The organism is Microbulbifer magnicolonia (assembly GCF_035117725.1).
GTDB classification, from domain to species: Bacteria; Pseudomonadota; Gammaproteobacteria; order Pseudomonadales; family Cellvibrionaceae; genus Microbulbifer; species Microbulbifer magnicolonia.
Genome location: NZ_JAYEFD010000001.1, coordinates 192,897 through 217,672 on the forward strand (window position 1 = coordinate 192,897; position 24,776 = coordinate 217,672).

Annotated in this window: 24 protein-coding genes; 13 read left to right on the forward strand and 11 right to left on the reverse strand. The window is 62.0% G+C overall.

From position 1 onward, the window contains the following. The first annotated feature begins 90 nt into the window (after positions 1 to 90). From RRF64_RS00880 to dnaQ, 3 genes are read left to right on the forward strand one after another with little or no spacing between them, the layout of a single operon-like run. Positions 91 to 879 carry a class I SAM-dependent methyltransferase gene (locus RRF64_RS00880; protein WP_323843943.1) on the forward strand — a complete coding sequence of 263 codons (789 nt, stop codon included), beginning with the start codon at positions 91 to 93 and terminating at the stop codon, positions 877 to 879. A gap of 52 nt (positions 880 to 931) precedes the next feature. After that, on the forward strand, positions 932 to 1,369 hold the full coding sequence (rnhA, locus tag RRF64_RS00885) for a ribonuclease HI (RefSeq protein WP_323843944.1): 438 nt from the start codon (positions 932 to 934) through the stop codon (positions 1,367 to 1,369). 12 nt (positions 1,370 to 1,381) lie between these two features. After that, positions 1,382 to 2,113 carry a DNA polymerase III subunit epsilon gene (gene dnaQ, locus RRF64_RS00890; RefSeq protein ID WP_323843945.1) on the forward strand — a complete coding sequence of 244 codons (732 nt, stop codon included), beginning with the start codon at positions 1,382 to 1,384 and terminating at the stop codon, positions 2,111 to 2,113. Positions 2,114 to 2,166: 53 nt separating this feature from the next. On the opposite strand, the gene nhaB is transcribed toward dnaQ, so the two are convergent. Beyond that, on the reverse strand, positions 2,167 to 3,699 hold the full coding sequence (nhaB, locus tag RRF64_RS00895; RefSeq protein ID WP_323843946.1) for a sodium/proton antiporter NhaB: 1,533 nt from the start codon (positions 3,697 to 3,699) through the stop codon (positions 2,167 to 2,169). Positions 3,700 to 4,075: 376 nt separating this feature from the next. Here nhaB and RRF64_RS00900 point away from each other — a divergent pair, with 376 nt between their 5' ends. The 7 genes from RRF64_RS00900 (at position 4,076) to RRF64_RS00930 (ending at position 11,831) form a co-directional block, all read left to right on the forward strand. Continuing rightward, a complete protein-coding gene (locus tag RRF64_RS00900; RefSeq protein WP_323843947.1) occupies positions 4,076 to 5,773 on the forward strand; it encodes a FimL-related protein in 1,698 nt (565 codons plus the stop codon). A gap of 95 nt (positions 5,774 to 5,868) precedes the next feature. Beyond that, positions 5,869 to 6,690 carry an NAD(+) diphosphatase gene (gene nudC / locus RRF64_RS00905; protein ID WP_323843948.1) on the forward strand — a complete coding sequence of 274 codons (822 nt, stop codon included), beginning with the start codon at positions 5,869 to 5,871 and terminating at the stop codon, positions 6,688 to 6,690. A 48-nt stretch (positions 6,691 to 6,738) separates the two neighbouring features. Continuing rightward, on the forward strand, positions 6,739 to 7,389 hold the full coding sequence (locus tag RRF64_RS00910; RefSeq protein ID WP_323843949.1) for a cation/multidrug efflux pump: 651 nt from the start codon (positions 6,739 to 6,741) through the stop codon (positions 7,387 to 7,389). Positions 7,390 to 7,434: 45 nt separating this feature from the next. Then, positions 7,435 to 8,619: a protease SohB gene (sohB, locus tag RRF64_RS00915; protein ID WP_323843950.1), complete on the forward strand. Its 1,185-nt coding sequence runs from the start codon at positions 7,435 to 7,437 to the stop codon at positions 8,617 to 8,619. Between the two features lie 72 nt (positions 8,620 to 8,691). Further along, positions 8,692 to 9,705, forward strand: coding sequence for a YhdH/YhfP family quinone oxidoreductase (locus RRF64_RS00920; RefSeq protein WP_323843951.1), 1,014 nt, complete (start codon positions 8,692 to 8,694; stop codon positions 9,703 to 9,705). Positions 9,706 to 9,892: 187 nt separating this feature from the next. Beyond that, complete coding sequence (locus tag RRF64_RS00925) at positions 9,893 to 11,158, forward strand: patatin-like phospholipase family protein (protein ID WP_323843952.1); 1,266 nt, start codon at positions 9,893 to 9,895, stop codon at positions 11,156 to 11,158. Further along, positions 11,139 to 11,831 (forward strand): DUF4919 domain-containing protein, encoded by a 693-nt coding sequence (locus RRF64_RS00930; RefSeq protein WP_323843953.1) that lies wholly within the window; start codon positions 11,139 to 11,141, stop codon positions 11,829 to 11,831. Before RRF64_RS00925 ends, RRF64_RS00930 begins: the two co-directional genes overlap by 20 nt. A 77-nt stretch (positions 11,832 to 11,908) precedes the next feature. Here the strand turns inward: RRF64_RS00930 and RRF64_RS00935 are convergent, their stop codons facing one another. The 5 genes from RRF64_RS00935 to RRF64_RS00955 all read right to left on the reverse strand — a co-directional run bounded on the left by RRF64_RS00935 (position 11,909) and on the right by RRF64_RS00955 (position 17,245). Next, entirely contained in the window at positions 11,909 to 14,137 is a 2,229-nt protein-coding gene (locus RRF64_RS00935; protein ID WP_323843954.1) for an ATP-dependent helicase, read from the reverse strand. Positions 14,138 to 14,210: 73 nt separating this feature from the next. Further along, complete coding sequence (locus RRF64_RS00940; protein ID WP_323843955.1) at positions 14,211 to 15,947, reverse strand: SulP family inorganic anion transporter; 1,737 nt, start codon at positions 15,945 to 15,947, stop codon at positions 14,211 to 14,213. Positions 15,948 to 16,056: 109 nt separating this feature from the next. After that, a complete protein-coding gene (locus RRF64_RS00945) occupies positions 16,057 to 16,482 on the reverse strand; it encodes a YeeE/YedE family protein (RefSeq protein WP_323843956.1) in 426 nt (141 codons plus the stop codon). Between the two features lie 4 nt (positions 16,483 to 16,486). Continuing rightward, on the reverse strand, positions 16,487 to 16,921 hold the full coding sequence (locus RRF64_RS00950) for a YeeE/YedE family protein (RefSeq protein ID WP_323843957.1): 435 nt from the start codon (positions 16,919 to 16,921) through the stop codon (positions 16,487 to 16,489). A 9-nt stretch (positions 16,922 to 16,930) separates the two neighbouring features. Beyond that, the gene (locus RRF64_RS00955; protein WP_422732598.1) at positions 16,931 to 17,245 is read right to left on the reverse strand and encodes an ArsR/SmtB family transcription factor; all 315 of its coding nucleotides are present in this window, start codon (positions 17,243 to 17,245) and stop codon (positions 16,931 to 16,933) included. 113 nt (positions 17,246 to 17,358) lie between these two features. Between RRF64_RS00955 and RRF64_RS00960 the strand changes: the two genes are divergently transcribed. Genes RRF64_RS00960 through RRF64_RS00970 form a run of 3 tightly spaced genes read left to right on the forward strand, consistent with a single transcriptional unit; the run spans position 17,359 to position 20,494 of the window. Further along, entirely contained in the window at positions 17,359 to 18,237 is an 879-nt protein-coding gene (locus RRF64_RS00960) for an MBL fold metallo-hydrolase (protein WP_323843959.1), read from the forward strand. A gap of 41 nt (positions 18,238 to 18,278) precedes the next feature. Continuing rightward, entirely contained in the window at positions 18,279 to 18,695 is a 417-nt protein-coding gene (locus RRF64_RS00965; protein ID WP_323843960.1) for a protein tyrosine phosphatase family protein, read from the forward strand. A 47-nt stretch (positions 18,696 to 18,742) separates the two neighbouring features. Next, positions 18,743 to 20,494: a SulP family inorganic anion transporter gene (locus RRF64_RS00970; RefSeq protein WP_323843961.1), complete on the forward strand. Its 1,752-nt coding sequence runs from the start codon at positions 18,743 to 18,745 to the stop codon at positions 20,492 to 20,494. A 79-nt stretch (positions 20,495 to 20,573) separates the two neighbouring features. Here the strand turns inward: RRF64_RS00970 and RRF64_RS00975 are convergent, their stop codons facing one another. From RRF64_RS00975 to ahpC, 5 genes are all read right to left on the reverse strand, one after another. Further along, the gene (locus RRF64_RS00975; RefSeq protein WP_323843962.1) at positions 20,574 to 20,876 is read right to left on the reverse strand and encodes a hypothetical protein; all 303 of its coding nucleotides are present in this window, start codon (positions 20,874 to 20,876) and stop codon (positions 20,574 to 20,576) included. Positions 20,877 to 20,997: 121 nt separating this feature from the next. Continuing rightward, the gene (locus tag RRF64_RS00980) at positions 20,998 to 21,459 is read right to left on the reverse strand and encodes a DUF6010 family protein (protein WP_323843963.1); all 462 of its coding nucleotides are present in this window, start codon (positions 21,457 to 21,459) and stop codon (positions 20,998 to 21,000) included. A gap of 85 nt (positions 21,460 to 21,544) precedes the next feature. Beyond that, positions 21,545 to 21,979 (reverse strand): GFA family protein, encoded by a 435-nt coding sequence (locus RRF64_RS00985; RefSeq protein WP_323843964.1) that lies wholly within the window; start codon positions 21,977 to 21,979, stop codon positions 21,545 to 21,547. 173 nt (positions 21,980 to 22,152) lie between these two features. Next, on the reverse strand, positions 22,153 to 23,766 hold the full coding sequence (ahpF, locus tag RRF64_RS00990) for an alkyl hydroperoxide reductase subunit F (protein WP_323843965.1): 1,614 nt from the start codon (positions 23,764 to 23,766) through the stop codon (positions 22,153 to 22,155). A 282-nt stretch (positions 23,767 to 24,048) separates the two neighbouring features. Then, positions 24,049 to 24,615, reverse strand: coding sequence for an alkyl hydroperoxide reductase subunit C (gene ahpC, locus RRF64_RS00995; protein ID WP_323843966.1), 567 nt, complete (start codon positions 24,613 to 24,615; stop codon positions 24,049 to 24,051). Positions 24,616 to 24,776 lie beyond the last annotated feature (161 nt).

The following is a 24,776-nucleotide window of genomic DNA, read 5'->3' on the forward strand; positions in this document are numbered from 1 at the left end:
CTCGATAGACTGGCGGGTAAAACCTTGGTCCTCTTGGGGGCGTTATCATTAACATTGGGGTGCACGGACTCGCAACCGGTCGGAGAAACCATGACTAAGAGGTCCATCCTGGGGCGGCGCGCTGAGCTCCCCTCGCTGGCTAAGTCCTGCCCGGCACTGTCCCACTGGTTCTCCAGTGGCCTGGGCGAGGAAATATTGTCGCAGCAGTTGGCGTTGACACAGCCGCTGGTCGAGCGGCTGTTCGGTTACCACCTGATGCAGGCGGGAGTGACCAGCGCCGTGGACTTTGCCGCCTGTAGCCGCATCAACCACCGCTTTCGGCTTAGTGCCTGTGGCGAGCAGAGCGGCGCGGCGCTGGTAGAATTTGAGCAACTGCCGCTGCCGTCGGAGTCCATCGATGTGGTGCTGCTGCACCATTTGCTGGATTTCAGCGGCCACCCGCACCAGGTATTGCGGGAAGCCGCGCGGGTATTGATACCGGGCGGTCACTTGCTGCTGATCGGATTCAATCCATTCTCGTTGTTGGGGCTGTCTCGACTGCTGTTTTCGGGCAGCGCCTACCAGCGCGGCAATCAATTGCGCGCGGCGCGGGTGGCGGACTGGATGAACCTGCTGGACCTGCAGGCCAACACGATCGAACGGGGCTTCTTTCGCCTGCCGTTACAGCAGCGGGAGTTGCTGGCAAAGACCAGCTGGATGGAACGGCTGGGCGCCCGCTGGCGCTTGCCTTGGGGGGGCTTTTACATCATAGTCGCGCGCAAAGAAGTGGTGCGGATGCGCGCCATCAAGATCAACTGGCGCGGGGATCAGAAACCTGCTCTGACTGCCGTGCCGTCAAGCCCGCGGGTTGCCGCGCGCGGGCATCATCACAAGCGCTGACAGCCTGGCGGTTTCACCGCACAGTGGCGTTTTCGAAAGACAAGCATTCGAATTGAAACAAGTTACCATTTACACCGATGGCGCCTGCCGCGGTAATCCGGGGCCGGGAGGCTGGGGCGCGTTGCTCGTTTACGGGGACGCGGAGAAAGAACTGTTCGGCGGTGAATCCCACACCACCAACAACCGCATGGAACTCCTGGCGGCAATCAAGGCTCTCGGGGCGCTCAGGCAACCCTGCCGCGTCGATCTGCACACCGACTCCCAGTATTTGCGCCAGGGCATCACCGCCTGGATCCACAACTGGAAGAAAAACGGCTGGAAAACCGCGAATAAGAAGCCGGTAAAGAACGATGACCTGTGGCGTATGCTGGATGAGGGTATCGCCGCCCACGACGTGCACTGGCACTGGGTTAAGGGGCATGCCGGTCATCCCGGCAATGAGCGGGCCGATCAACTGGCCAACCGCGGAATAGACGAATTGAACGATTGAGGGGGGGGCGGCATGCGTCAGGTTGTTCTGGATACTGAAACCACGGGTCTGGATCCGAAAAGCGGACACCGTATCATTGAAATCGGCTGCGTCGAGCTGGTCAATCGGAAGCTCACCGGCCGCCATTACCACCAGTACATCAATCCCGAGCGGGAGGTGGACGACGGCGCGATTGAAGTCCACGGCATCACCAACGAGTTCCTGGTCGACAAGCCGGTCTTCGCGCAAATCGCCGATGAGTTTATGGCTTTCTGTGAAGGTGCAGAGCTGGTCATCCACAATGCGCCCTTTGATGTCGGGTTTATCGACTGGGAGCTGAAACTGCTCGGCAGCCCGCGCTGGCAGCGCGTAGCCGCACACTGCAGCGTGCTGGACACCCTGGCGCTGGCCCGCGAAAAGCATCCCGGTCAGAAAAACAACCTGGATGCCCTCTGCAAGCGTTACTTTGTCGACAACTCCCAGCGCGACCTGCACGGCGCCCTGCTCGATGCGGAGATTCTCGCCGACGTCTACCTGATGATGACCGGTGGCCAGACTGATCTGGCACTGGCGCAGGGCGGAGATCAGCAGGCGGGCGGTGCCGAGGGGGGCGGCGAGCAGCGCGTTACAGCCCCTGGCGCCATCCGCAGGCTGCCAGCGGACCGCGCCCCGCTCGCGGTGCTGCAGGCCAGTGCAGCAGAAATTGAGGCGCACCAGTCAATGCTGGCGCTGCTGGAAAAGTCTGCGGGCAAGCACTTTTGGTGAGTGCGGAATGCGGAGCGGGTTGAGCTCCGCATTCCTCGTCATCCCGCCATTAATCAGATCATATAAATCACGCAGAACAGCGCCACCGCGCTCAGCACCAGTGTGTAGGGCAGGGCCATCAGCACCATGCGCCCGTATGACAGGCGGATGAGTGGTGCAAGCGCCGAGGTGAGCAGGAACAGGAAGGCCGCCTGGCCATTGGGCGTCGCCACGCTCGGCAGGTTGGTGCCGGTGTTGATCGCGATAGCGAGTTTGTCGAAGTGCTCGCGGGTGATATCGCCGGCGGTCAGGGCCGCTTTCACCTCATTGATATAGACAGTGGCGACGAACACATTGTCGCTGATCATCGACAATATGCCGTTTGCCAGAAACAGCATGCCCGGCTGCTGTTCTGGCTCGAGACCGAGCACGAAATGGGTGACCGGTTCGAACAGGTGCTGCTGGTGAATCACCGCGACTATGGCAAAAAACACTACCAATAGTGCGGTAAAGGGCAGTGCCTCCTCGAAGGCGTGACCGATGCGGGCCTCCTGCACGACACCGTTGAACGCCGTCAGCAGCACAATGATCATCAGGCCGATAATACCCACCTCGGCCACGTGAAATGCCAGCGCCAGCACCAGCAGCACGGCCACAATTCCCTGCACCCACAGCGCCGCCACATCGCTCGAAGTGCGCTTCTTTTCCTCTTCCCGGGCATAGTTCATCAGGACTTCGCGCACGGCGCTGGGCAGCTTGGCGCCGTAACCGAAGATTCCGGCTTTCTCCAGCAGCATGCAGGTGATCAGGCCGGCGACGAGTGTGGGAATAGTGACCGGGGCCATGTACAGGAAGAACTGTGCAAACTCCCAGCCCGCTTTTTCGGCAATCAGCAGGTTTTGCGGCTCACCGACCAGGGTGCAGACACCGCCCAGCGCCGTACCGACGGCGCCGTGCATGATCAGGCTGCGCAGATAGGCGCGGAACTGGTCGAGGTCCTCGCGGTGATACTCCACGACATGCTCATCGTTGGAGTGATCGTGTTCGTGGTGGTGGGGCTGGTTCGAGGCCACCCGGTGGTAAACCGAGTAAAAACCCACGGCAACGGCAATCAATACCGCGGTTACGGTCAGTGCATCGAGAAACGCTGACAATACGGCCGACACTGCGCAGAACAGCAGTGACAAAAGCGTTTTCGAGTTTACATGGATAAGTATCTTGGTGAAGACGAATAGCAGCAGGCTCTTCATAAAGTAGATGCCGGCCACCATAAACATCAGCAGCAGGATCACTTCAAAATTTTCCACCACCTCGTGGTAGACGGCGTCGGTAGTCGTCATGCCGAGCAGTACTGCCTCGATGGCCAACAGACCACCGGGCTGCAGCGGGTAACACTTGAGTGCCATGGCGAGCGTGAAAATAAACTCGGCGATCAATACCCAGCCGGTAATGAATGGGCCAGTGACATAAAGCAGCACGGGGTTGATGATCAGGAATGCGGCGATGGCAAGCTTGTACCAGTCGGGAGCCTCCCCAAGAAAGTTTTCGGTAAAGGCGCGGCCAAAGCCGCTGCCGGAAGCAGTGAGCGTGTTGTTGTAAGTATTCATTTGTACTTCCTTGGTTAACCGTCAGGTTCTTGCGGGTTCGGGGCATCGGATCGCCCTCCGGTTCCCGCGGCACCACCCTGGAGGGGGGGGCGGGCAACAGTCACTTGCTGCACCCGGCGCAGCGCGGACATTGTCCCATTGTTATGGAACCCATGCGGCTGGCGTGGCCCTGCCAAACGCTACCCAGTTTGCAGGAAAATTCAAGTGGTTTGACCAATATTCGTCTTCCCCCGACAGAATTGTGGATTCTTCGATGGAATTTGCCGCTGGAAAGGTGGACTCTTGACGGGTTTGGTATAAATTGCCCTTACTGGGCCAAGTCGTCGAAATTTGGCCAACTTTTAAACAGCTAATAAGCAGTGCAGCGGTGTAGTCAGTGACTGAATTGCGCGATATCAATATAACTTCTGTCAATGTGGTCAAAGATGAGCTGGTGGTCGCCATAGATGGTGCCGCGGCTCACCTCGACCAGTTTGCCGCAGACAACAGCAACAGGCAGTCGCTGGAGCAGTGCCTGGCCGCATTGCGCCAGGTGAGCGGTGTATTGCAGATGGTGCAGCTGCACGCGGGTGAGTTATTGGCTCAGGAGATGCTGAGCGCGCTGGCCGATCTGCAGGCGGGGCGCCAGGAAGCCGCTGCTGACCTGATGGAAGGGCTGGGTACCGGTTGCTACGTGCTGACCCGCTATCTGGACTTCGTTCAGAACCGCGGTACGGCGCGCCCCGAATTGCTGATTCCCTACATCAATAGCCTGCGCGCGGCGCGTTCGCAGGCCCCAGTACCCGAGAGCCATTTCTTCCGTTGCCGCCTGGATGCGACTGTGCCGGGGGCTGTTTCCTCGGCGGTCATGTCCGAAGACCTGCGCAATTTCGTGCGGCGCTTTCGCCATATGTACCAGGTGGGTCTGCTGGCGCTGTTGAAGGGCAAGCCCTGCCGGCCGGCATTTACCATGATGGCGCGCGCGATGCAGCGCGTCGCCAGCATATCTGCCGGGCGCCCGAACGGTCGTCTGTGGGCCGTGGCGGGTGCCGCTCTGGCAGGTATGGCCTCGAGGGAGATGCATATCAGCCGCTCCCGCGTCATGGTGTTCAGCATGTTTGACCGGCGACTGCGCGCGCTGCAGAAAGAGGGTGATGCGGCGCTGGACCAGCCCGCGCCCCCGGTGCTGCTGAAGGAGTGCCTCTACTGGCTTGCACTGTCGGCGCCAAGCGGGCAGGGCGCAAAAGTGCTGGAAGCATTTGCCGCGCGGCCCCTGGGCTACACCGAGGCGGAGCTGGAGCGCGAGCGGGCCAGTCTCGGCGGGCCCGGTGCGACGGCGATCAGTGCGGTGGCCAGCGCGCTGGACGAGGAGCTGTCGGGCGTGCGCCGGATGCTCGATGACGTGGAGCTGATCGGCACTTCCAGCCTGGATGAAGAGGACGGCCTATTGAGCACGCTGCAGCGGGTGGCCAGTACGCTGCAGCTGCTGAATTTCAAGCGGGTCGGCGAGGGCCTGCGCAGCGCAGCGCAGGAATATCGCAGCGCTGCCGGTGCCGGCGACTCGGTCGTCAACGCGGCGCTGCAAAAATTGACCGGCCAGGTGCTGATGGTGGACAGCACCATCCGCGCGCTGCGCCAGAGCTCTTGTATCGATGTGGACGAGTACGGCCACGCAGACATCGCACCGGAGCACAGCCAGCTTGCGGAAGCCGAGGTGGCGGTACTCAAGGAGGCGGAGGCCGGCCTGGCGCTGATCAAGCGCGCCCTGGCCTCCTACGCCGAGTCGGGGTTCGATCACGGACATATACGCAACGTCGCCACGACGCTCAATTCGGTGCGCGGTGGCCTGATAGTCCTCAATCTGCGCCGCGCCGCCGCGGTGGTCGAGCGGCTGGTGGAATTCGTGGAGGCGGTAGTGGAACAGCGCGACTCGGCACCCGTGGTAGAGCAGTCTCTGGATACCTTTGCCGATGCGATTATCAGTCTCGAATACTACCTCGGGGAGGTGAAGCTGCATCGCAAGGCCGATATACAGTCGCTGAACCTGGCCGTCGAGAGCCTCGAAGCGCTCGGCTACCCGGTCGAGGCGGCCTGATCTACAGCCCTGAGCGTTGAAACAGCCTTGAGCGTTAAAACAGCCCTGAGCGTTGAAGTTGAAACAGCCCTTAGCGCTGAAATAGTGAGGCTGCCTTGAGCAATTTCTTCGTGCCCGCCGCCAGTGCGCGACCCCTGCCGGCCTTCGCCCGCCACATCCTGATTGCGGAGGGGCAGCTGCTCTGCTGTGGCGACCATTTCCTACACGACAGTGATGTGCTGGTCGCCGACCTGATTTGCGGCAGCCACTATCTCGGACAGCTGTCCGGCCAGCCCTGCGGTGTGCACCTCCTGTCGCGCCAGGTTCCGGTTCGCGGCTGCGAATGGCGGAGTCTGCGCAGCCTGCTGACCAGTGTTGATGAACAGCGCTTCGCGCTGGCCGGGCGCGCGTTGCAGGTGGTCAACTGGGACAGCGAACACCGCTTCTGCGGCCGCTGCGGCAGCCCGACTGAATTTCACCCCCGCGACCGCGCGCGCGTGTGCCCCGCCTGCCAGTTCGCGGTATACCCACGCATTTCTCCCTGTGTCATCATGTTGGTCACCCGCGGCGAAGAGTGCCTGCTGGCCCGCCACACCCACCACCGCCACAGTATGTACACCGCGCTGGCCGGATTTATCGAGCCCGGGGAGAATGCCGAACAGGCCCTGGCGCGCGAAGTACGCGAGGAGGTCGGGCTGGAAGTGGGGTGGCCCCGCTATTTCGGCAGCCAGTCCTGGCCGTTTCCCGGCCAGCTGATGCTCGGCTATCTGGCGGAAGTGGCGGGCGGTGCGCTGAGGCCAGACCGCGAGGAAATCGCCGAGGCCGGCTGGTTTCACTATCGCGCGCTGCCGGAGATTCCGCCGCCGCAGACGCTGTCCGGACAGCTGATCCGCACCTTCGCGGAAATGGCGGCGCGGGCGGACAGGAACCGCTGCTGAGGCGCAGCGCTGCTCGATTGAAATAACACTACGGAGTCCGATCGCAAAATGTATATCGCCATCACTTTCCTGATCGCATTGCTGGCGCTGCTGCTGGTGTTCTGGGGCGCCAAGGTATTGGTGGGCGGCAGTTGGGTATTCGGTTTTATCCGCGGGACTATTGGCCTGCTGTTTCTCGCCGCGGCACTTTTGATCATATTGGTGGCGGCGGATGTGTACAGTTACCGCAATCTGGCCGAGGAGCACAGCGTGGGTACCGTCTCCTTCAGAAAGGTCGGGGAGCAGCACTACGAGGCGAAATTCTCCGACGCGGACGGGCTTGCGCAGAATTTCGAATTGCACGGCGACCAGTGGCAGCTGGATGCGCGCATGCTGAAGTGGCAGGGCTGGTTGGCCCGCTGGGGTATTCAGCCCGCCTACCGCCTGGATCGCCTCAGTGGACGCTATCTGACCCTGCAGGACGAACGCAGCAAAGAGCGCTCGGTACATCAGTTGACGGGCAGCAATTACGGCGTGGATGTGTGGCAGTCTCTGCGCGGCTTCGACAGCAAGCTGCCCTTTGTGGACGCGGTGTACGGCAGTGCGACTTTCCTGCCCATGGAGGATGGCGCGGTCTACGAAGTGCGTATCTCGCACAGCGGCCTGCTGGCGCGGCCGCTCAATCAGCAGGCCACTTCGGCGCTAAACGAGTGGCAGTGAGCCACCGGAAAAACTGTTTACGCAAGGCAGCAAACTGGAGCATTAGTGGAATTTCTTATTGAGTACGGTCTGTTTCTGGCCAAGGTGGTGACTATCGTTGTCGCCCTGTTGGTCATCATCGGTTTTGTCGTGGCCAACCGCGAGCACCTGAAAGAGCGGGTGCAGGGGCATATCAGCGTCACTCACCTCAATGATCGCTACGAGCAGTTTAAAGAATCGCTGCTCGAGGCGGTCATGGACAAGCACGAATTCGCCCAGCGCAAGAAGCATCTGGCCAAGGACAAGAAGGCGCAGGAAAAGGCCCTGGCAAAGAAGCACAAGGCGGAACAGAAAAAGAAACCGCAGGAAAAGGTTCGGCACGCGGGGCTCGAGAGCACGGAAACCCCGCTGCCGGAGCAGGGCGAGGCCGATGCGGAGGCGGGCGACCGGCAGTCCCCTGCGTTGATTACCCATAAGCCGGAAGGCGAGCGCAAACGCATTTTCGTCATGCAGTTCGATGGCGATATCAAGGCCAGTGCGCTGCACCAACTGCGGGAAGAGGTTACCGCGGTGCTGCAGGTGGCCGAACCCGGCGACGAAGTGCTGGTATGCCTCGAAAGCCCCGGCGGTATGGTGGCCAACTACGGCCTGGCGGCGAGCCAGCTGGCGCGGGTGCGCAGTGCCGGTATTCAACTGACCATCGCGGTCGACAAGGTGGCGGCCAGCGGCGGTTATATGATGGCCTGTGTCGCCGACCGCATTCTCGCCGCGCCCTTCGCAATGCTCGGGTCGATCGGCGTGCTGGCGCAGCTGCCCAATTTCAACCGCCTGCTCAAGCGCCACGATATCGATTTCGAGTCGTTTACCGCCGGTGAGTACAAGCGCACCGTCACCATGTTCGGCGAGAACACCGCCGAGGGACGGGAGAAATTCCAGAGTGATCTGGACGAAATCCACACGCTGTTCCAGCATTTCGTCGCCGAGTACCGGCCAAAGCTGGACGTGGCCAAGGTGGCTACCGGAGAGGTCTGGTTCGGCCAGCGCGCACTGGATGTGGGTTTGGTGGATGAACTCAAGACCTCCGACGAGTATCTGACCAGCAGCGCTCAGAGTGCGGATCTGTACCAGGTGGAGTACAAGGAGAGAAAGACGATCGCTAAGAAGTTCGGCCTCGCCGCCCAGGCGGGTGTCGAATCGGCACTGATGCGCCTTTTCTCCCGCCTGGCTGCCTGGCGCCACCAGGCGCAGTAGGCGCACCGCTATGGTGTCACGCACGGCAGCGGCGATCTGTCGCGGACCGGGACAATTGCAAGGAAGGCAGTAATGACAAACGCCAGGGACGAAACCTTTCGCGCTATTTGGGTGGAAGAGGTGGCCGCGGGCAAATACGACCAGCGGGTGGCAGAGCGCCGCCTGCGGGACCTGCCGGACAATCCGCTGCTGCTCGCCGTATCCCACTCCTCACTGAACTACAAGGATGCCCTGTCCGCTTTCGGCAACCGGGCGATTACCCGGGAGTATCCGCACACGCCCGGCATCGACGCCGTGGGCAGGGTACTCGAGGACAGGAGCGGTACCTTTGCGCAGGGCGACCAACTGCTGGTCACCGGCTATGACCTGGGTATGAACACACCCGGCGGCCTTGCCGAGCGCATTGCCATACCATCTGGCTGGGCTCTGCCGCTGCCGGAGGGGCTGACGGCGCGGGAATCCATGATTCTCGGTACCGCCGGTCTCACCGCCGGGCTCTGCGTGGAAAAGCTGCTGGAAGCCGGCGCCAAGCCTGCGGACGGCGAGGTGCTGGTGACCGGCGCCACGGGCGGGGTCGGCTCCATCGCGGTGGCGCTGCTGGCCAAGCTGGGTTTCCGCGTCGCGGCGGTGACCGGCAAGCTGGAGTCGGCGGATTTCCTAACCGGGCTCGGCGCCTGGAAGGTCATCGACCGGGAGACCCTGGCTCCCTTCGCCAGCAAGGCGATGGCTAGGCCCCTGTGGGCCTGGGCGGTGGACACAGTCGGCGGCGAAACTCTGTTCAATGTGATCAAGTCCCTGTCCTACGGCGGCGGCGTCGCGGCCTGCGGCATGGCCTCCGGGGCGCAGTTCCAGGCCAATGTGTTTCCGTTTATCCTGCGCGGTATCAGCCTGCTGGGTGTGGACAGTGTGGAACTGCCGTTAGAAAAAAAGGCGGCGGTCTGGCAGAAGCTCGCCGGCGACTGGTATATCGGCGAACAGCTGGGCCGCATCGCCGAGGATATCTCCCTGGAGCAGGCGCCGGAATTCCTGGCGCGTCTGCATCGAGGCCACGGTATCGGCCGCTACGTCGTGGATATGTCATTGTGAATCGCGGCCGCGCCCTCGCCATCCGCTCTCGTGCAAAATTGTGAGTAGATTCCCGGCCAGGTCATTTTTATGTCGGGTGCGCCTGCTATGCTAATAGCCCCGGCAGCGAAATTGCCCGGATTCGGGCTGATCGAGAGGCTGATTGGTAGTACCGTTGTCTGCGTTTTCTCGCTATTGGTAGAAAGAATTGTCCACAAATAACGAAATACCAAAGCTGACTCATCAGGCCAGCGCCCTGGTGCTGTCCGGCGGCGGCGCTCGTGCGGCCTACCAGGTGGGGGTGCTCAAGGCGCTGGCGGAACTGACTCCGGACAGCAATCCATACCCTTTCCAGATCATCTGCGGCACCTCGGCCGGGGCCGTGAATGCGCTGTTGCTCGCCTCGCATCCGGGCACGTTCAGGGAGGCCGTGGACCGTCTGTGCGATCTGTGGCTGCAGCTGACCGTGGACCAGATTTACCGCAGCAGCTGGCGCAGCCTGCTGGGCAACATCTTCGCCATTACCCGCTCACTGTTCAATCAGGGCGTAGGGCGTCAGCGGCCGCTGTCGCTGCTGGACAATGCGCCGCTGCGGGAGCTGATCGAAGAGGTCATCCACTTCGCCAATATCCAGAAGAATATCGACGCTGGCCACCTGCGTGCGGTCTGCGTGAACGCCCTGTCCTACAGCGAGGGGGAGTCGGTCAGTTTCTTTCAGGGTGCCGAGACGCTGTCCGAGTGGCGGCGCTTCCGCCGCTACGGTTTGCGCACTCAGTTGACGGCCGACCACCTGATGGCTTCGGCGGCTATCCCGACTCTGTTTTCCACCGTCAAGATTGGCAATGACTATTTTGGTGACGGTGCGGTGCGCCAGATGGCGCCGATCAGTCCGGCGCTGCACCTGGGCGCCAACCGGGTATTCGTCGTCGGTGTTTCCGATAACCGCTCGCCGGTGCACTGGGGCAAGAAGCGCACCAAGCCGCCCCGGCACTCGCCGTCGATGGCACAGATAGCGGGCCACATGTTCAATGCGGCTTTTATCGACAGCCTCGAAGGGGATCTGGAGCACCTGGACCGGGTTAACCAGTTGCTGGATTCGGTGGACGACACCAAACTCGACGATCTGGCGCCGCTGCGGCCGGTAGAGTCGGCGGTGATTGAGCCGTCCCAGAGTCTCGATCGCCTGGCCGGGCGCAAGGTGCGCTACCTGCCGCCGGCAGTGCGCTGGCTGTTTCGCTCCACCGGCGCCACCACTTCGGGCGGCGGGGCCTCGGCGGCCAGCTACCTGCTGTTCGAGAAACCTTTTATTGGCGAGCTGGTCGAACTTGGTTACCAGGACGCCATGTGGGAGCGGGACAAATTGCGCGCCTTCCTACAACCGCAGGCGGAAGCCGAGACGGTCGAGCGTAAAGGCCTGTTCGGTATTAGAGTTAAACCGGTGACGGAATCAGCCAATGGCAACACGCAGTCTTAAATACCTTTGTACTCTGGTACTACTGGGCCTGTCCGCCATCGTGGCGGCCTGCAGTGCGCCAGTTGCCAAGCGGGCCGACGGGCAAGCGAGCGGCCCGCAGGTTAGTCAGGCGGAACAGAGCGAGTACCGCCGTCTGCTGGCCGAGGCGCAACGGCTGTCTTTCACCCTCGATTTCGATGCATTGCGTCGCGCTTACGTCGAGTCGTCGGAATACAATCCCCACGGCGGGGAGAAGCTGGCCGGTCTGCCCGAGGCCTATCTCTCGGTAGAGAATGCCGAATTCGGTGCCTGCCTGAAGCATGTAGACCAGGTACTGGCGACCAACTACATGAGCCTCGAGGCGCATATGATCGGCGTCGTCTGCAGTGGCCGCAGTGCCGACCTCGACCGGGAGGACCGGCATCGCTACATGGTCGAGGGGCTGATGGAATCCATCGAAAGCAGCGGCGATGGCAGAAGCCAGGACAGCGCCTACCGCACCATCAGCACCTCCGAGCTGCACGGCTTTGTCCGCCTCAAGGGCCTGCAGGTGCTGGAGCAATCGATCGTCTACGACCAGCGGGGCATCTACGACAAGATGCGCGTGCGCGATCCGGAATCCGGCGATGAGTACGCACTGTTTTTTAACGTCAGCCGACAGTTTGCGCACAGTGTCGACAGCGCCATGGATTAGTGGTCGGCGAGTGGATGTTGCAACCCATCAGCAGATAGCGAATTTTTCACGTGATCGCCGGATTCTGCGGTTCGGCGTTACATCAGGTGCTGTGCCAGTTTTTCCCAGTCGAAGCGCCGGGTCTGCCGGTCGCTGAATAGTATTTCCAGTCGCTCATCCTCCCACTTGATCACCCGGCCGTAGCCGAGCTTGCGGTGGCGTATGCCCTCGCCGAGTGCCGGTTTGCGCACGGCGGCGCGCGGACCGGTGATTTCCGGGTTGTAGCCGCAGGCTTCCAGGTAGTGCAGCACCTGGCGGGAGACCGGCACGGTGCTGTTGATTTCCGCCGGGCGCTCCCGCAGCGAATCGGCAATCAGTCTGCTCAGCGGCAACTGCATTTCGTCGATAAACAGCGATGGCTGCTGCTCCGCTCCCGCGCCCTGTTCTTTTGCCGGCGGTAGCGGTGCGAGCAAATAGAGATTCTGGCGGGCGCGGGTCATGGCCACATACATCAGGCGCCGCTCGCTTTCCATCGACGCCGGCGCAGTGAAATCCCGCTGCGGCTGGTAGGGCATGTTGTGCTGTGTCAGCGACGGGATAATGACCCGATCCCATTCCAGTCCCTTGGCCTGGTGCATGGTGGTGATCTGCACCGCGTCCGTCTCGGTCTGCTCGCCTTCGCGGTGCTGGCGCTGCAGTTCCTGCAAATGGGCCAGCGCCGCGTCGGGCGGCTGCCTGAGAGTGTCCAGGTACTGGCAGAAGGCCAGTATCGTCTGCTGGCGCTCCTCGCCCTGCTGGCGGGTGAAGCTGTCTTCGCCGATGCCGGTCAGGTAATCCAGTTCGCCGATCTGGCGGCGCAAAAGTTCGCCGGCCAGGCCGCGCCAGCTTTCCATTTCGGTCAGCAGTTCGGCGCGCTGGCGGAGCCGTTGTAGTTGCGCCTTGCTCAGGGATTCCGGCAGCAGTGCCGGCAGGTGTTTGCCCCAGTCGCGTTCGCGCAGGGCCAGCTGCGCGCATATCGGCTCCAGCACTTTGCGCGGAATGCGGATATGGGGGGCGGTCAGCCACTCATACAGCCCCAGCTGCCGGCGCTTCGCCGGCAGCTGGGCAAAACGGCCGGCGGCAATATTCAGGCTCCAGAACAGCGGCCGCAGCTCGCGCCGCGACAGCACCGTGTTGCGGTTGCCGGAGCGGTAGGGAATGTTGCCGGCCAGCAGTGCCAGTTCGATCGGTGCCGCCACGGACCAGAGGCGCACCAGAATCGCTGTCTGGTCCAACGGCAGCCCCTGATGTTTGCAGCGGCGGAGGTGCTCCACCAGCCAGTGGGCCTCCCGGTCCGTCTGCACCAGCTCGATCTCCGTCTGCCGCTCGCCGTTGGCGGAGACGCAGAAGATATCCGCACGCTCGCGGTTGTTCGCGATAAAGTGGTTGGCGGCCAGGGAGAGCTGGTGGCCGTAGCGAAAGGTGCGGCTCAGGTGATAGATATTGGACGGCGGAAAATCGCCGTCAAAAAACTTGAGCAGATAATCCGGCTTGGAGCCGCGCCACTCGTAAATGGTCTGGTCCGGGTCGCCGATGGCGATGACATTGCAGTTATTGTTGCCGGGGCGGCCGTAGAGCACACGCAGCAAAAAATGCTGCACTTCGTTGATGTCCTGGTATTCGTCCACCAGGATATCTTCGTAACCGCCGCCATACTGCTCGGCCATGCCCGGCTCCAGGCTGAGCAGTATCGCCGGGTCGTAGATCAGGTCGGCGTAGGTCACTGCGTTCTGGCTGCGGCGCCAGTCCTCGAAAGCCCGGAACACCTTCAGGAAATACATATACTCATCGCCGAGCCTGAGTGCCTGGAACGCGCTCAAGTCGCCGGTGAGAATCGTCTTGGTGTAGTCGATAAAATACTCCGCCGCTTCGATCTCCGCTTGCTTGCGCGTGCGGATTTCCTCCAGCTCATAGGGCGGGGCACACTGTTCTATCGCCTTCCAGATCTGCAGCTGCACGGTGGACTGGGGCAGGGGCGTCAGGTTTGCCGGCGCCATGTGCCGGTTGGCGATCATGCGCTGATAAAGGCGATAGCCGAGGCTGTGGAAGGTGTGCACGGCCGGTGCCGGACCGTCGATCAGCTGGTGCAGGCGGCGGTCGAAATCCTCCCGCGCGCTGCGGTTGTACATCAGCACCAGTATCCGCTCTGCGGCCGTGCCGGCGCCGAGGCGGTTTTTGACATAGTGCAGCAGCGCCGTGGTCTTGCCCGAGCCGGCCACGGCGATGATCTTGGCGTGGCCGCCGGAGTGATCGGCAATGGCCTGTTGTTCTTCCGTGAGTCGCTGCATCGGATCTGGCTGCCCAAATACTGGATATTTTGCCAGTATAAGGCGGCGGCGCACAAGTGCGCGGAGCGCCGCTTCAATTACTGCCGGCGGCCGCGGCCGCGTCGCTCAAACGGTCCCGCCGCAGCGCCAGCTCGGCGATGTAGGATGAGAGAAACACCCGCCCCGTAAGTTCCTCCAGCAATTTCGAGCGCCCCAGCCGGTCGAGCACCGGCCCCTTCACCTCCGACAGGTGCAGGCGGATCCCCCGCTCGCGCAGATCGCGGTTCACCTGTTGCAAGCGCTCCAGTGCGGTGCCGTCGATGCGGCTGACGGAGGACAGGATCAGCACCAGTTCGCGGACTTGCGGGTGGCGTTTGATTTCGCTGAGCAGGCGGTCCTCCACCGCGCTGATATTGCTGAAGAACAGGCTCTCGTCGATACGCAGGAAGAGAATGTCCGGCTGTGTCTTGACCGTGTGGCGCAGCACATTGCGGAAGTGCTCGGTACCGGGCACCCGCCCGACGACGGCGATATGGGGGCGGCTGGTGCGCCAGATCAGGGTGGCGAACGAGAGCCCGATACCGAGACCTATGCCCGCCTCGACACCGAACAGCAGTACGCCGAGAAAAGTACCGGTCCTGGCCACGCCGTCGGTGCGATCGTAGCGCCAGTTCTGCACGAAACCGCGCACGTCGAACAGGCTGGCAGCGGCGACGATAATGGTGGCGGCCAGTACGCACAGCGGCAGCTCGGTAAACAGGCCGGTGACAAACAGCAGGACCAGTGCCATCAGCACCGCCGCTATCACGCCGCTCATCGGTGATGCTGCACCGCCCTCGTCATTGATTGCCGTGCGGGCAAAGCTGCCGGTCACCGCAAAGCCACCGGACAGGGCGCTGAGCAGATTCGCGGCACCCAGCCCGCGCAGTTCCGCATCGGCATTCAGGCGCTCGCCGCGGCGCAGGGCGATGGCATGGGCAATGGAGAGACTCTCGACGAAACCCAGCAGGGCGATGATCAGCGCCGGCAGCAGCAGCCGGTATGTCATGTTCCAGTCGAATTCCGGGACGCTGAGTTGCGGCAGTCCGGGTGGGATGGCGCCGACCACCGCCATCTCCTTTTCCCAGTGGAAGACGGTCGTCAGCCCGATGGCGATCAGCACCACGAGCATCGGCGCCAGGCGCGCCAGCAGGTGTGCCCGCGACGCCGACACTCCCAGCCTGTGCAGCAGTGGCGCCAATCCGAGGCGCGCGGCGATCAGGGTCAGGGTAGCCGCGAGCCCGAGCCCCACCGTGGCCGGGTCCGCATTGGGGATTTCTTTCAGGGTGTTGAGCAGCTGCTGCAGGGCGGTATCGCCATCGCCGTGGATACCGAACAGCGGGCCGATCTGGCCGACAATAATCAGCGCGGCGGCGCCGGAAACGAAGCCGCTGATCACCGGGTGGCTGAGCAGGTTGGACAGGGTGCCGAGGCCTGCCAGGCCCATCGCCAGCAGGAATATTCCGCTCAGTGCCGCGAGCAGAATGGCGCCGGCGATGTACTCCGGGCTGCCCGGCGTCGCCAGCGGCGTCAGCGCCGAGGCGGTCATCAGCGCCAGTACGGCCACCGGACCAACGGACAACACCGAGCTGGAGCCGAACATCGCATAGCCGAGCAGCGGCAGCAGGCCGGCGTAGAGGCCGATATGGGGCGGCAATCCGGCGAGGGCGGCATAGGCCAGCGCCTGGGGTACCAGCATCATGGTGGCGACCAGTGCCGCGATGGCATCGCCCGCCAGCCACTGGCGCCGGTAATGCTTCAACCACTTGGGAATCAGTTTGCTGGCCCGCATCCCTGTCTTTTATTCCGTTGCTGCGGCGTTCGAAAAACTCACAGACAAGATAGACGGGATTTCGGGATTCCCTCTCTCCGCAAGGAGAGAGGGGGGGCGGGAGGTTTGACTAGGCGGCTTTGGGGCGGTTGAGCAGCTGGAAAATCCCCATGCCTGCCAGCATCGCCAGGGTGAAGACAATCGCCTTGGCCTGGCCGGCACCGGTCGCCACTATCGCGGGCCCCGGGCAGAAGCCCGCCAGACCCCAGCCGATCCCGAACAGCAGGCCGCCGATCACCAGGGGACGGTCAATATCGCGCCTGGCGGGCAGGTTAAGCTGCTCTCCCAGTACTGAGCGGTCGCGGCCCTTCGCCAGGTAGAACACCGGCAGAGCGACGCCGATGGCACCGGCCATGACCAGCGCCAGGGAGGGATCCCAGGCGCCGGCCAGGTCGAGGAAGCCCAAAACCTTTTCCGGGTTGGCCATACCCGACAGCAGCAGGCCCAGGCCAAAGACCAGCCCGGCCATCAACGCAGAGATATGTGTTTTTTTCATCGTCTCAAGCTCCCAACAGGTGGCGCACCACATAAACGGTGGCGAAGCCGGCACTCATAAACATCAGGGTTGCGACCAGCGAGCGCGGGGACAGGCGCGACAGGCCGCAGACCCCGTGGCCGCTGGTACAGCCGGAGCCGTAGCGGGTGCCGATGCCGACCAGCAGGCCGGCGCCGACCAGCAGCCGGTAGCCCGCCTCGATCCGGATCGGGGGCAGGGCGGCAAACAGCAGCCACAGGGCCGGGCCGATCAGCAGGCCGAGGGTGAAGGCCAGCCGCCAGCCGGTCTCGCCGGGGGTGCGACCTATCAGTCCGCCGAGAATCCCGGAAATGCCGGCAATGCGGCCGTTCAGCAGCAACAGCATGGCGCTCGCCAGCCCGATCATTGCCCCGCCCGCAAGCGCGGACCAGGGCGTAAATGCATTCCAGTCAATAGTCATGGTTGGGGGTTACTCCGCACAGTAGAGTTGATAAAGCGTTTGCAGCAGCGCCAGTACCCGCTGGTCGGCAACCCGATAGTAGACGTGTTTGCCCTCCCGGCGCGTCGCCACCAGTCCCTCCCGGCGCAGTACACCCAGCTGTTGGGACAGGCTGGGCTGGCGAATATCCAGGCGCTCTTCCAGTTCGCCGACATTCAGTTCCTCCTGGCTCAGCTGGCACAGCAGCAGCAGGCGGTCCTGGTTGCCCAGCGAGCGCAGCATCAGCGCGGCTTCGCCGGCGGATGCGCGCATCCTGTCGAGACTGATGTCGGCGGTATCTGGCATGGGGCTCTCCATGGGGCTTTCCCCGGTTGGATACTTTACAAAATCACATTATATTGATTTATATATTATCGACAAGTATATTGTCGCCTGTGCCAAATACCGGAGGTCAAATCATGTCTGCAAACAAGCCGCTCACGCTGGTGCGCCCCTTCCTGGATCGAGACACAGAGACCTGGAGCTACGTGGTCTATGACCGCGAAGGCGGTTCGGCCGCGGTGGTGGACGCGGTGCTCGATTACGACGCCGCCTCGGGCCGCACCAGCACGGCCGGTGCCGAGGAGATAGTGGCCTTCGTGCGCGACAAAAACCTGAAGGTCGAGTGGATCCTGGAAACCCACGCCCACGCGGATCACCTGTCCGCGGCGCCGTTTATCCGTGAGCAGCTCGGCGGCAAGATCGCCATCGGCGACCAGATCTGCCAGGTGCAGAAGATCTTTCGCGAGGTGTTCAACCTGGAAAAGCAGTTTCTGGTGGATGGCAGCCAGTTCGATCACCTGTTCGGCGACGGCGAAACCTTCCAGATCGGTGATCTGCAGGCGCGCGTGATCTATGTACCCGGTCACACGCCCGCAGATATGGCCTGGCAGATCGGCGACGCACTATTTGTGGGTGACACCCTGTTTATGCCGGATGTGGGCAGTGCCCGCTGTGACTTCCCTGGCGGCGACGCGGCCACGCTCTACCGTTCGGTGCAGAAGCTGTTGGCGCTGCCGGAAGACACGCGCATGTTCATGTGCCACGACTACCCGCCGTCCGGCGAGCGCGAACATCAGTGTGAAACGACGGTAGGGGATCAGAAGCGCAACAACATCCACTTGCACGAAGGTGTCAGCGAGGCAGAATTCGTCGCCATGCGCCACAAGCGCGACGCCACCCTGCCGATGCCGCGCCTGATCATTCCCTCCATTCAGGTCAATATTCGCGCGGGCCAGATGCCGCCGGCGGAAGACAACGGAACCGTGTACCTGAAGGTGCCGATCAACGCACTGTAAAGATGATTGAATACCCCGAATTTGCTAGCAGGTAGAGGTCAATGGATTTCAAGAAACTCGACGCTCAGGTGAGTGTATCGGAACAGTTCAGCTGTGATGCTATGGCGCAGTTGGCGGAGTCCGGTGTCAAGGTGGTGGTCTGCAACCGGCCCGAAGGGGAGACGGAAGACCAGCCGTCCTACGCAGATATGAAAAGCGCGGCAGAGGCGTGTGGCATGGAGTTTGTCGCTATTCCGTTTGCGCGCGGCCAGATGACCCGCGCGCACTGCGAGCAGTTTGCCGAAGTGCTGGCGCGCGGCGACAAGGTCCACGCCTTCTGCCGCACCGGCAACCGCTCGTGCAATTTATGGGCTGGAGCGCGCGTGCTGGAGGGCGCGGACAAGAAATCGCTGCTCGGCCATGCCCGCGCCGCCGGATTCGATATCAGCGGCGTTCTGGTGGCGATGGATTCCGAATAGTGCATCGGTCTTTTAATGCTGTACCAGTGAAGTAGCGGAAATCGCCCATGCCCCCAGTTGCGACCTTTCTTCCCATTTCTACCGCACTCACGAGTTACGATCGGCAGACGCTCAGCCGCGATCTGCTGGCTGCGCTGATCGTTACCGTGATGTTGATTCCCCAGTCGCTGGCCTATGCGCTGCTCGCGGGTCTGCCGGCGCAGGTGGGGCTCTACGCGAGCATAGTGCCGTTGGTCGCCTACGCGGCATTCGGTACCAGCCGCACCCTGTCGGTGGGTCCGGTCGCCGTCGCGTCCCTGATGAGCGCGGCGGCGCTCGGCGAGGTGGCGCGGCAGGGGAGTGCCGATTATCTGTTGGCGGCGGCGACGCTGGCCACACTGTCCGGGGCTTTCCTGGCGCTGCTCGGCGCCCTCCGGTTGGGTTTTCTTGCCAATTTTCTCTCGCACCCGGTAATTTCGGGCTTCATTACTGCGTCCGGTCTGCTGATCGCGCTGAGCCAGCTGAAACATATCCTCGGCATAGGCGCGAACGGCGATACCCTGCCGCACCTTTTCCAGTCCCTGCTGGCGAACCTGGGCTCGATCAACCTTTATGCCCTGCTGACCGGTGCTGCGGTGATCGCCTTTTTGTACTGGGCGCGGTCCGGTGCGGTGCGTCTGTTCGAGCGGCTGTCGTTCTCCGCGCACACGGCGGGTCTGCTGGTGAAAGCGGCACCGGTGGTGGGGGTGATCGCCACGATTGTCGCGGCGATTGCGTTCGATTTCGACGGCAAACAGGTGGCACTCGTCGGTACTATCCCCGCGGGACTGCCGTCACTGCATATGCCGGTATTGTCCTGGAGTCTGGTCGAACCGCTGATCCTGCCGGCGATCATGATTTCCATCATCGGCTACGTGGAGTCGGTATCCGTCGGCAAGACGCTGGCCGCCAAGCGCCGGCAGAAGATCGATATGAACCAGGAACTTATTGCCCTCGGTGCCGCCAACTTCGCCTCCGGACTTTCCGGCGCTTTTCCGGTTACCGGCGGCTTCTCCCGCTCGGTGGTCAATTTTGACGCGGGTGCCGAGACACAGATGGCCAGCGTGTTTGCCGCGGCCGGCATCGCCTTGGCCTCGATTTTCCTGACGCCGTTTCTGTACTACCTGCCGAAGGCGACCCTGGCGGCGACGATCATCGTTGCGGTGCTTTCGCTGGTGGATTTCTCCATCCTGAAGAAGACCTGGCAGTTTTCCCGAAGCGATTTTCTCGCCGTGGTCATTACCATCGGCGTTACCCTGCTGTTCGGGGTGGAGGCCGGCGTGGCCTGCGGCGTTGCCGCCTCGGTTGCACTGCTGCTCTACCGCACCTCGCGACCGCACATCGCCGAAGTCGGACTGGTCGAAGGGACCGAGCACTTCCGCAATATCAGGCGTCACCCGGTGCTGACGGTGCCGGAGATACTGTCCATCCGCGTGGACGAGAGTTTGCTGTTCTCCAACGCCAGCTTTCTCGAGGACCGCATCTATGCGGATCTGGCGGCCAACGAACAGGTCCGGCACGTGATCCTGATGTGCAGTGCGATCAACGAGATCGACTGGAGCGCGCTGGAGGTGCTGGAAGCGGTAAACGCGCGCCTCGTCGAGCAGGGGATGAAGCTGCACCTGTCGGAAGTCAAAGGGCCGGTGATGGACAGTCTGGAAAAGTGCGGCTTTCTGCAGCACCTGTCCGGAAAAATATTTCTCTCCCAGTATCAGGCTTTTTCACAGATCAGGGCTGAGTTTTCCGACTCGAGTGCCGCGAGGCCAGCCTTTCCGGCTTGACTCCAGGGCTGGCGGCGACGCGCTGCAGGTTTGGCGTGGAGAGTTGTCGATCAGTAATTTTCGCTCTCGCCTGCGCGACCTACCTAACCAGCAAGGCGACGCCAACGGCGATCACTGCGATCAGCATGAGACCTAGACCCTTGAGCATCAGCGACTTTGGATACTCCGCTTCCTTGTATATCAGTGCGTAGGGCAGGCCGGTGATGGGGCCGAGCACTATAGAGGGGATACCCCAGGCCCAGCGCTTGTTGCCGAGGGCGGTCAGCGCCGCGGCAATGCCACCGAACCAGCACAACGTGACGCCTGCCACAAATACGACAAATGCGGGGATAAAGAGCCATGGATTGGCGAGAAATATTTCCAGAAATTCTTTTTCAGACATGTAGCGCAAAGTAATGGTTGGTTGACGCCAGCCCTTAAAGTGGGGGCTCCGGGCTGTGGTCGGGATTTCTCGAAATTCCAGTCAAGCGCCACTGCGTCTGTCGGGCCCGGCGGGCCGACATTCAGCCCGCCCGTTCGGCCCAGGCAGTGTGCCACGCGTTGCGCCGGATGCAGAAGTATATGGCCATGCACCAGTCGTAGGTAGCACAAAAGATTCCATATGCCATTGGAATCTCCGTCAAGCGATCGCCACTTAGTTGAACATTCGCGTAGTTGGGCAGCTCGTGCAGCAGGTCCCAGACGCCGTGCAGAAAGTAGCCGATCACCAGCAGAGCCGTGATCCGGCAGCCCAGTATGCCGAGTATGGTGAACAGCACAACTGCCGTAGCTTCCAGTGGCCAGACTTCCCGGTTGCCGAAATAGACTACGAATGCCAGGTAGAAGGCGGCAATCAGGACCAGGAAGAGACCGAAGAAAATCTGCTCTGTCCTGTCGGAAAAGAGCCTCCGTACGATAAAGATGGTTCCCACCGCCGACATCAGGCCAATGCTGATATACAGAACAATGATTACCGTCAGTGCCATTTCCATATTCCCCCATACATGGGCCGGGTTAAGCGCTCGCGGCGTTAACTGCGCCTGTACCCCCCAAGACTGGCGGATCCCCTCACTATTCTTCCAGCGTGATTCCTGAACCGCCCATTTCCTTGGGGAAGTCCTTCAGTTTCGGCAGGCCGTCCTTGATACGCAGCCGCGCTTCCTGATAGTTGACATGCACAACAGGCTCGAAGGGGAGATCGGGAATGACCGCTGCATAGACATCGGTAAGACCCATGCCCGGATGCTCACTGAAAATATGACCGCCACAGTTCCGACACCATTTGCGATAGCTGTTTGGCGTCTTGTGATAGGTGCCGATTTTGTCCTCCCCCTTGGTTACCTTTACCGCTTCCGGTTTCCACAGGGAAAAGGCGTTTACCGGTCCCGCCGACCAGTGGCGGCAGGACTCGCAGTGGCAGTAGCCCATTGCCGCGGGTTCTCCGGTTACCGTGAACTGCACGGCGCCACAGAAGCAACTGCCGCTATAGGATTTTGTATCGCTCATGGGGCTCTCCAGTGATTGGTCCGCGCCGGGGTTCGGGGCGGCAGATGTATAGGGTAGTCCAATCCTGTCGCAGGGAAGGGGGCGGTGCAGTCGGGTGAATGGCCCGCCAGCGACGATGTCCGTCGTGGCGGCAGGCAGGAAAAAGGCCGGAACGAGTCCGGCCAAGGGGAGGGTCAGGCGCTTTGGGCGAGCGCCTGTGAGGGTTGGGTCTTGCTGCTTTCCTCGTCTACGGAAGAGCGGATCAGGTAGTCGAAGGCTCCCAGGGCTGCGGTGGCGCCGGCACCCATGGATATCACTATCTGCTTGTAGGGTACGGTGGTCGCATCGCCGGCGGCATAGACGCCGGGCATGGATGTCGCGCCGCGCTCGTTGATGATGATTTCACCCATGCGGTTCATCTCCAGTCCGCTGTCCTTGAGGAACTCGGTGTTGGGGACCAGGCCGATCTGCACGAAGACGCCGGCCAGTTGCAGCTGCCCGCGCTCGCCGCTGGCGCGATCGGTGTAGGCGAGGCCGGTGACCTTGCTGCCGTCGCCGAGAACCTCTGTGGTCTGGGCATTCAGGATGATATCGATGTTGTCCATCGAGCGCGCCTTGCGCACCAGTACCTCGTCCGCGCGCAGTGTATCGGCGAACTCCAGTACCGTGACATGCGCGACGATACCCGCCAGGTCGATGGCCGCTTCGATACCGGAGTTGCCGCCGCCGATCACCGCCACGTGTTTGCCCTTGAAGAAGGGGCCGTCGCAGTGCGGGCAGTAGGCCACGCCGCGGGTTCTGTACTGCGCCTCACCGGGCACGCCCAGTTCGCGCCAGCGCGCGCCGGTGGCCAGCACCACGGAGCGGCTGGACAGGGTGGCGCCGCTCTGCAGCTGCAGCTCCACCAGGTCTGCGCGGCTGAGGCTCGCGGCGCGCTGGTCGGCGATGATATCGACACCGTATTCCTTGACGTGCTGTTCCAGGCTCGCCGCCAGCTTCGGGCCCTCGGTGTAGGGCACGGAGATAAAATTCTCGATGCCGACGGTATCCATCACCTGGCCGCCGAAGCGTTCGGCCACCAGGCCGGTGCGGATGCCCTTGCGCGCGGCGTAGATGGCCGCGGCCGCACCGGCGGGGCCGCCGCCGACGACCAGCAGATCGTAGGGATCCTTTTCGCTCAGCTCGGCAGCCTTGCGCGCGGCGGCGCCGGTATCCAGCTTGCCGACGATCTCCAGGAGACTCATGCGGCCCTGGCCGAAATGCTCGCCGTTCAGGTAGACGGCGGGCACCGCCATCACATTGCGCCGCTCAACTTCGTCCTGGAACAGGCCGCCATCGATCATCTCGTGGGTGATATTCGGGTTCAGGGTCGCCATCAGGTTCAGCGCCTGCACCACGTCCGGGCAGTTCTGGCACGACAGCGAAATATAGGTCTCGAAGTGATACTCGCCTTCGAGGTTGCGGACCTGCTCCAGCAGCGCCGGGTCCGCCTTGGACGGGTGGCCGCCGGTCTGCAGCAGGGCCAGGACCAGGGAGGTGAACTCGTGGCCGAGCGGAATGCCGGCGAAACTCACGCGCGGCGATTCACCCCGGCGCGCGATGGCCATGCTGGGTGTGCGCGCACCGCTGCCGCTGTACGTTTCGATCTTGTCGGAGAGGCTCGCGATCTCGTCGGCGAGGCTTTCCAGTTCGGCGGATTTGGGGCTGTTACGGCCGTGTTCAACAGCAGCGGACACACGAATCTCTATCGGATCTTTGATATTGCGCAGATAGGTGTCCAGTTGCTGTTTCAGATTGGCGTCCAACATCGGTGTGTCCTGGTATTCGGTTAATCGTTCAAAAGTTATTCAAGTGGCTGAACTTGCTGCGAAGGTGTCGCTACCGGGCGCAGCCTTGTGAGACCTTCAAAAACAGGATGTTTTTGCAGAGCCCCCAGGGATGGGTTCACGGCGTGTCTCACAAGGCTGCGCCCGGTAGGGGCACCGCCACTGAACAAATTCTTGGGCATAGCGCATTTAGGAAGGCGGGCCTTGCGGCCCGTGTGCCGAGCTGGAGCCTTCAGCGCCTTAAGCAAGCTCGGCGTTCCCGGCTTAGATCTTGCCGATCAGGTCCAGGGACGGCGCCAGGGTCTCGTCGCCTTCCTTCCACTTGGCCGGGCAGACTTCACCCGGGTGGGCGGCGACATACTGGGCGGCCTTGATCTTGCGCAGCAGCTCCTGGGCATCGCGGCCGATACCGCCGGCGGTGATCTCGACGATCTGGATGCGGCCCTCCGGGTCGATCACGAAGGTGCCGCGGTCGGCGATGCCTTCCTCCTCGATCATCACGCCGAAGTTGCGGGTGATGGTGCCGGTCGGGTCGCCAATCATCGGGAACTGGATCTTGCCGATGGTCTCGGAAGTGTCGTGCCACGCCTTGTGGCTGAAGTGGGTGTCGGTGGACACGGAGTAGATCTCTACCCCCAGCTTCTGGAACTCTTCGTAGTTGTCGGCCAGGTCGCCCAGCTCAGTGGGGCAGACGAAGGTGAAGTCGGCCGGGTAGAAGAAGAACACCGCCCACTTGCCTTTTACGTCGGCGTCGCTGATGTCGAAGAAATCGCCAGACTGGTAGGCCTTGGCTTTGAAGGGTTTCAGTTCGGATTCGATGTAGCGAGACATAGATAGCTCCTCGTTCACTGTGTTTGGGTTAGCAATTGGCTTGGAACGAGGGTGATGCTATTGGTGTTTGTCTATTAATAAAAATAATCTATATAAATGACCTTGATAGCTATTCTCGATTAGTGGCTTGATTGCTATAGATAAATCTTCAGGGTGTTCCC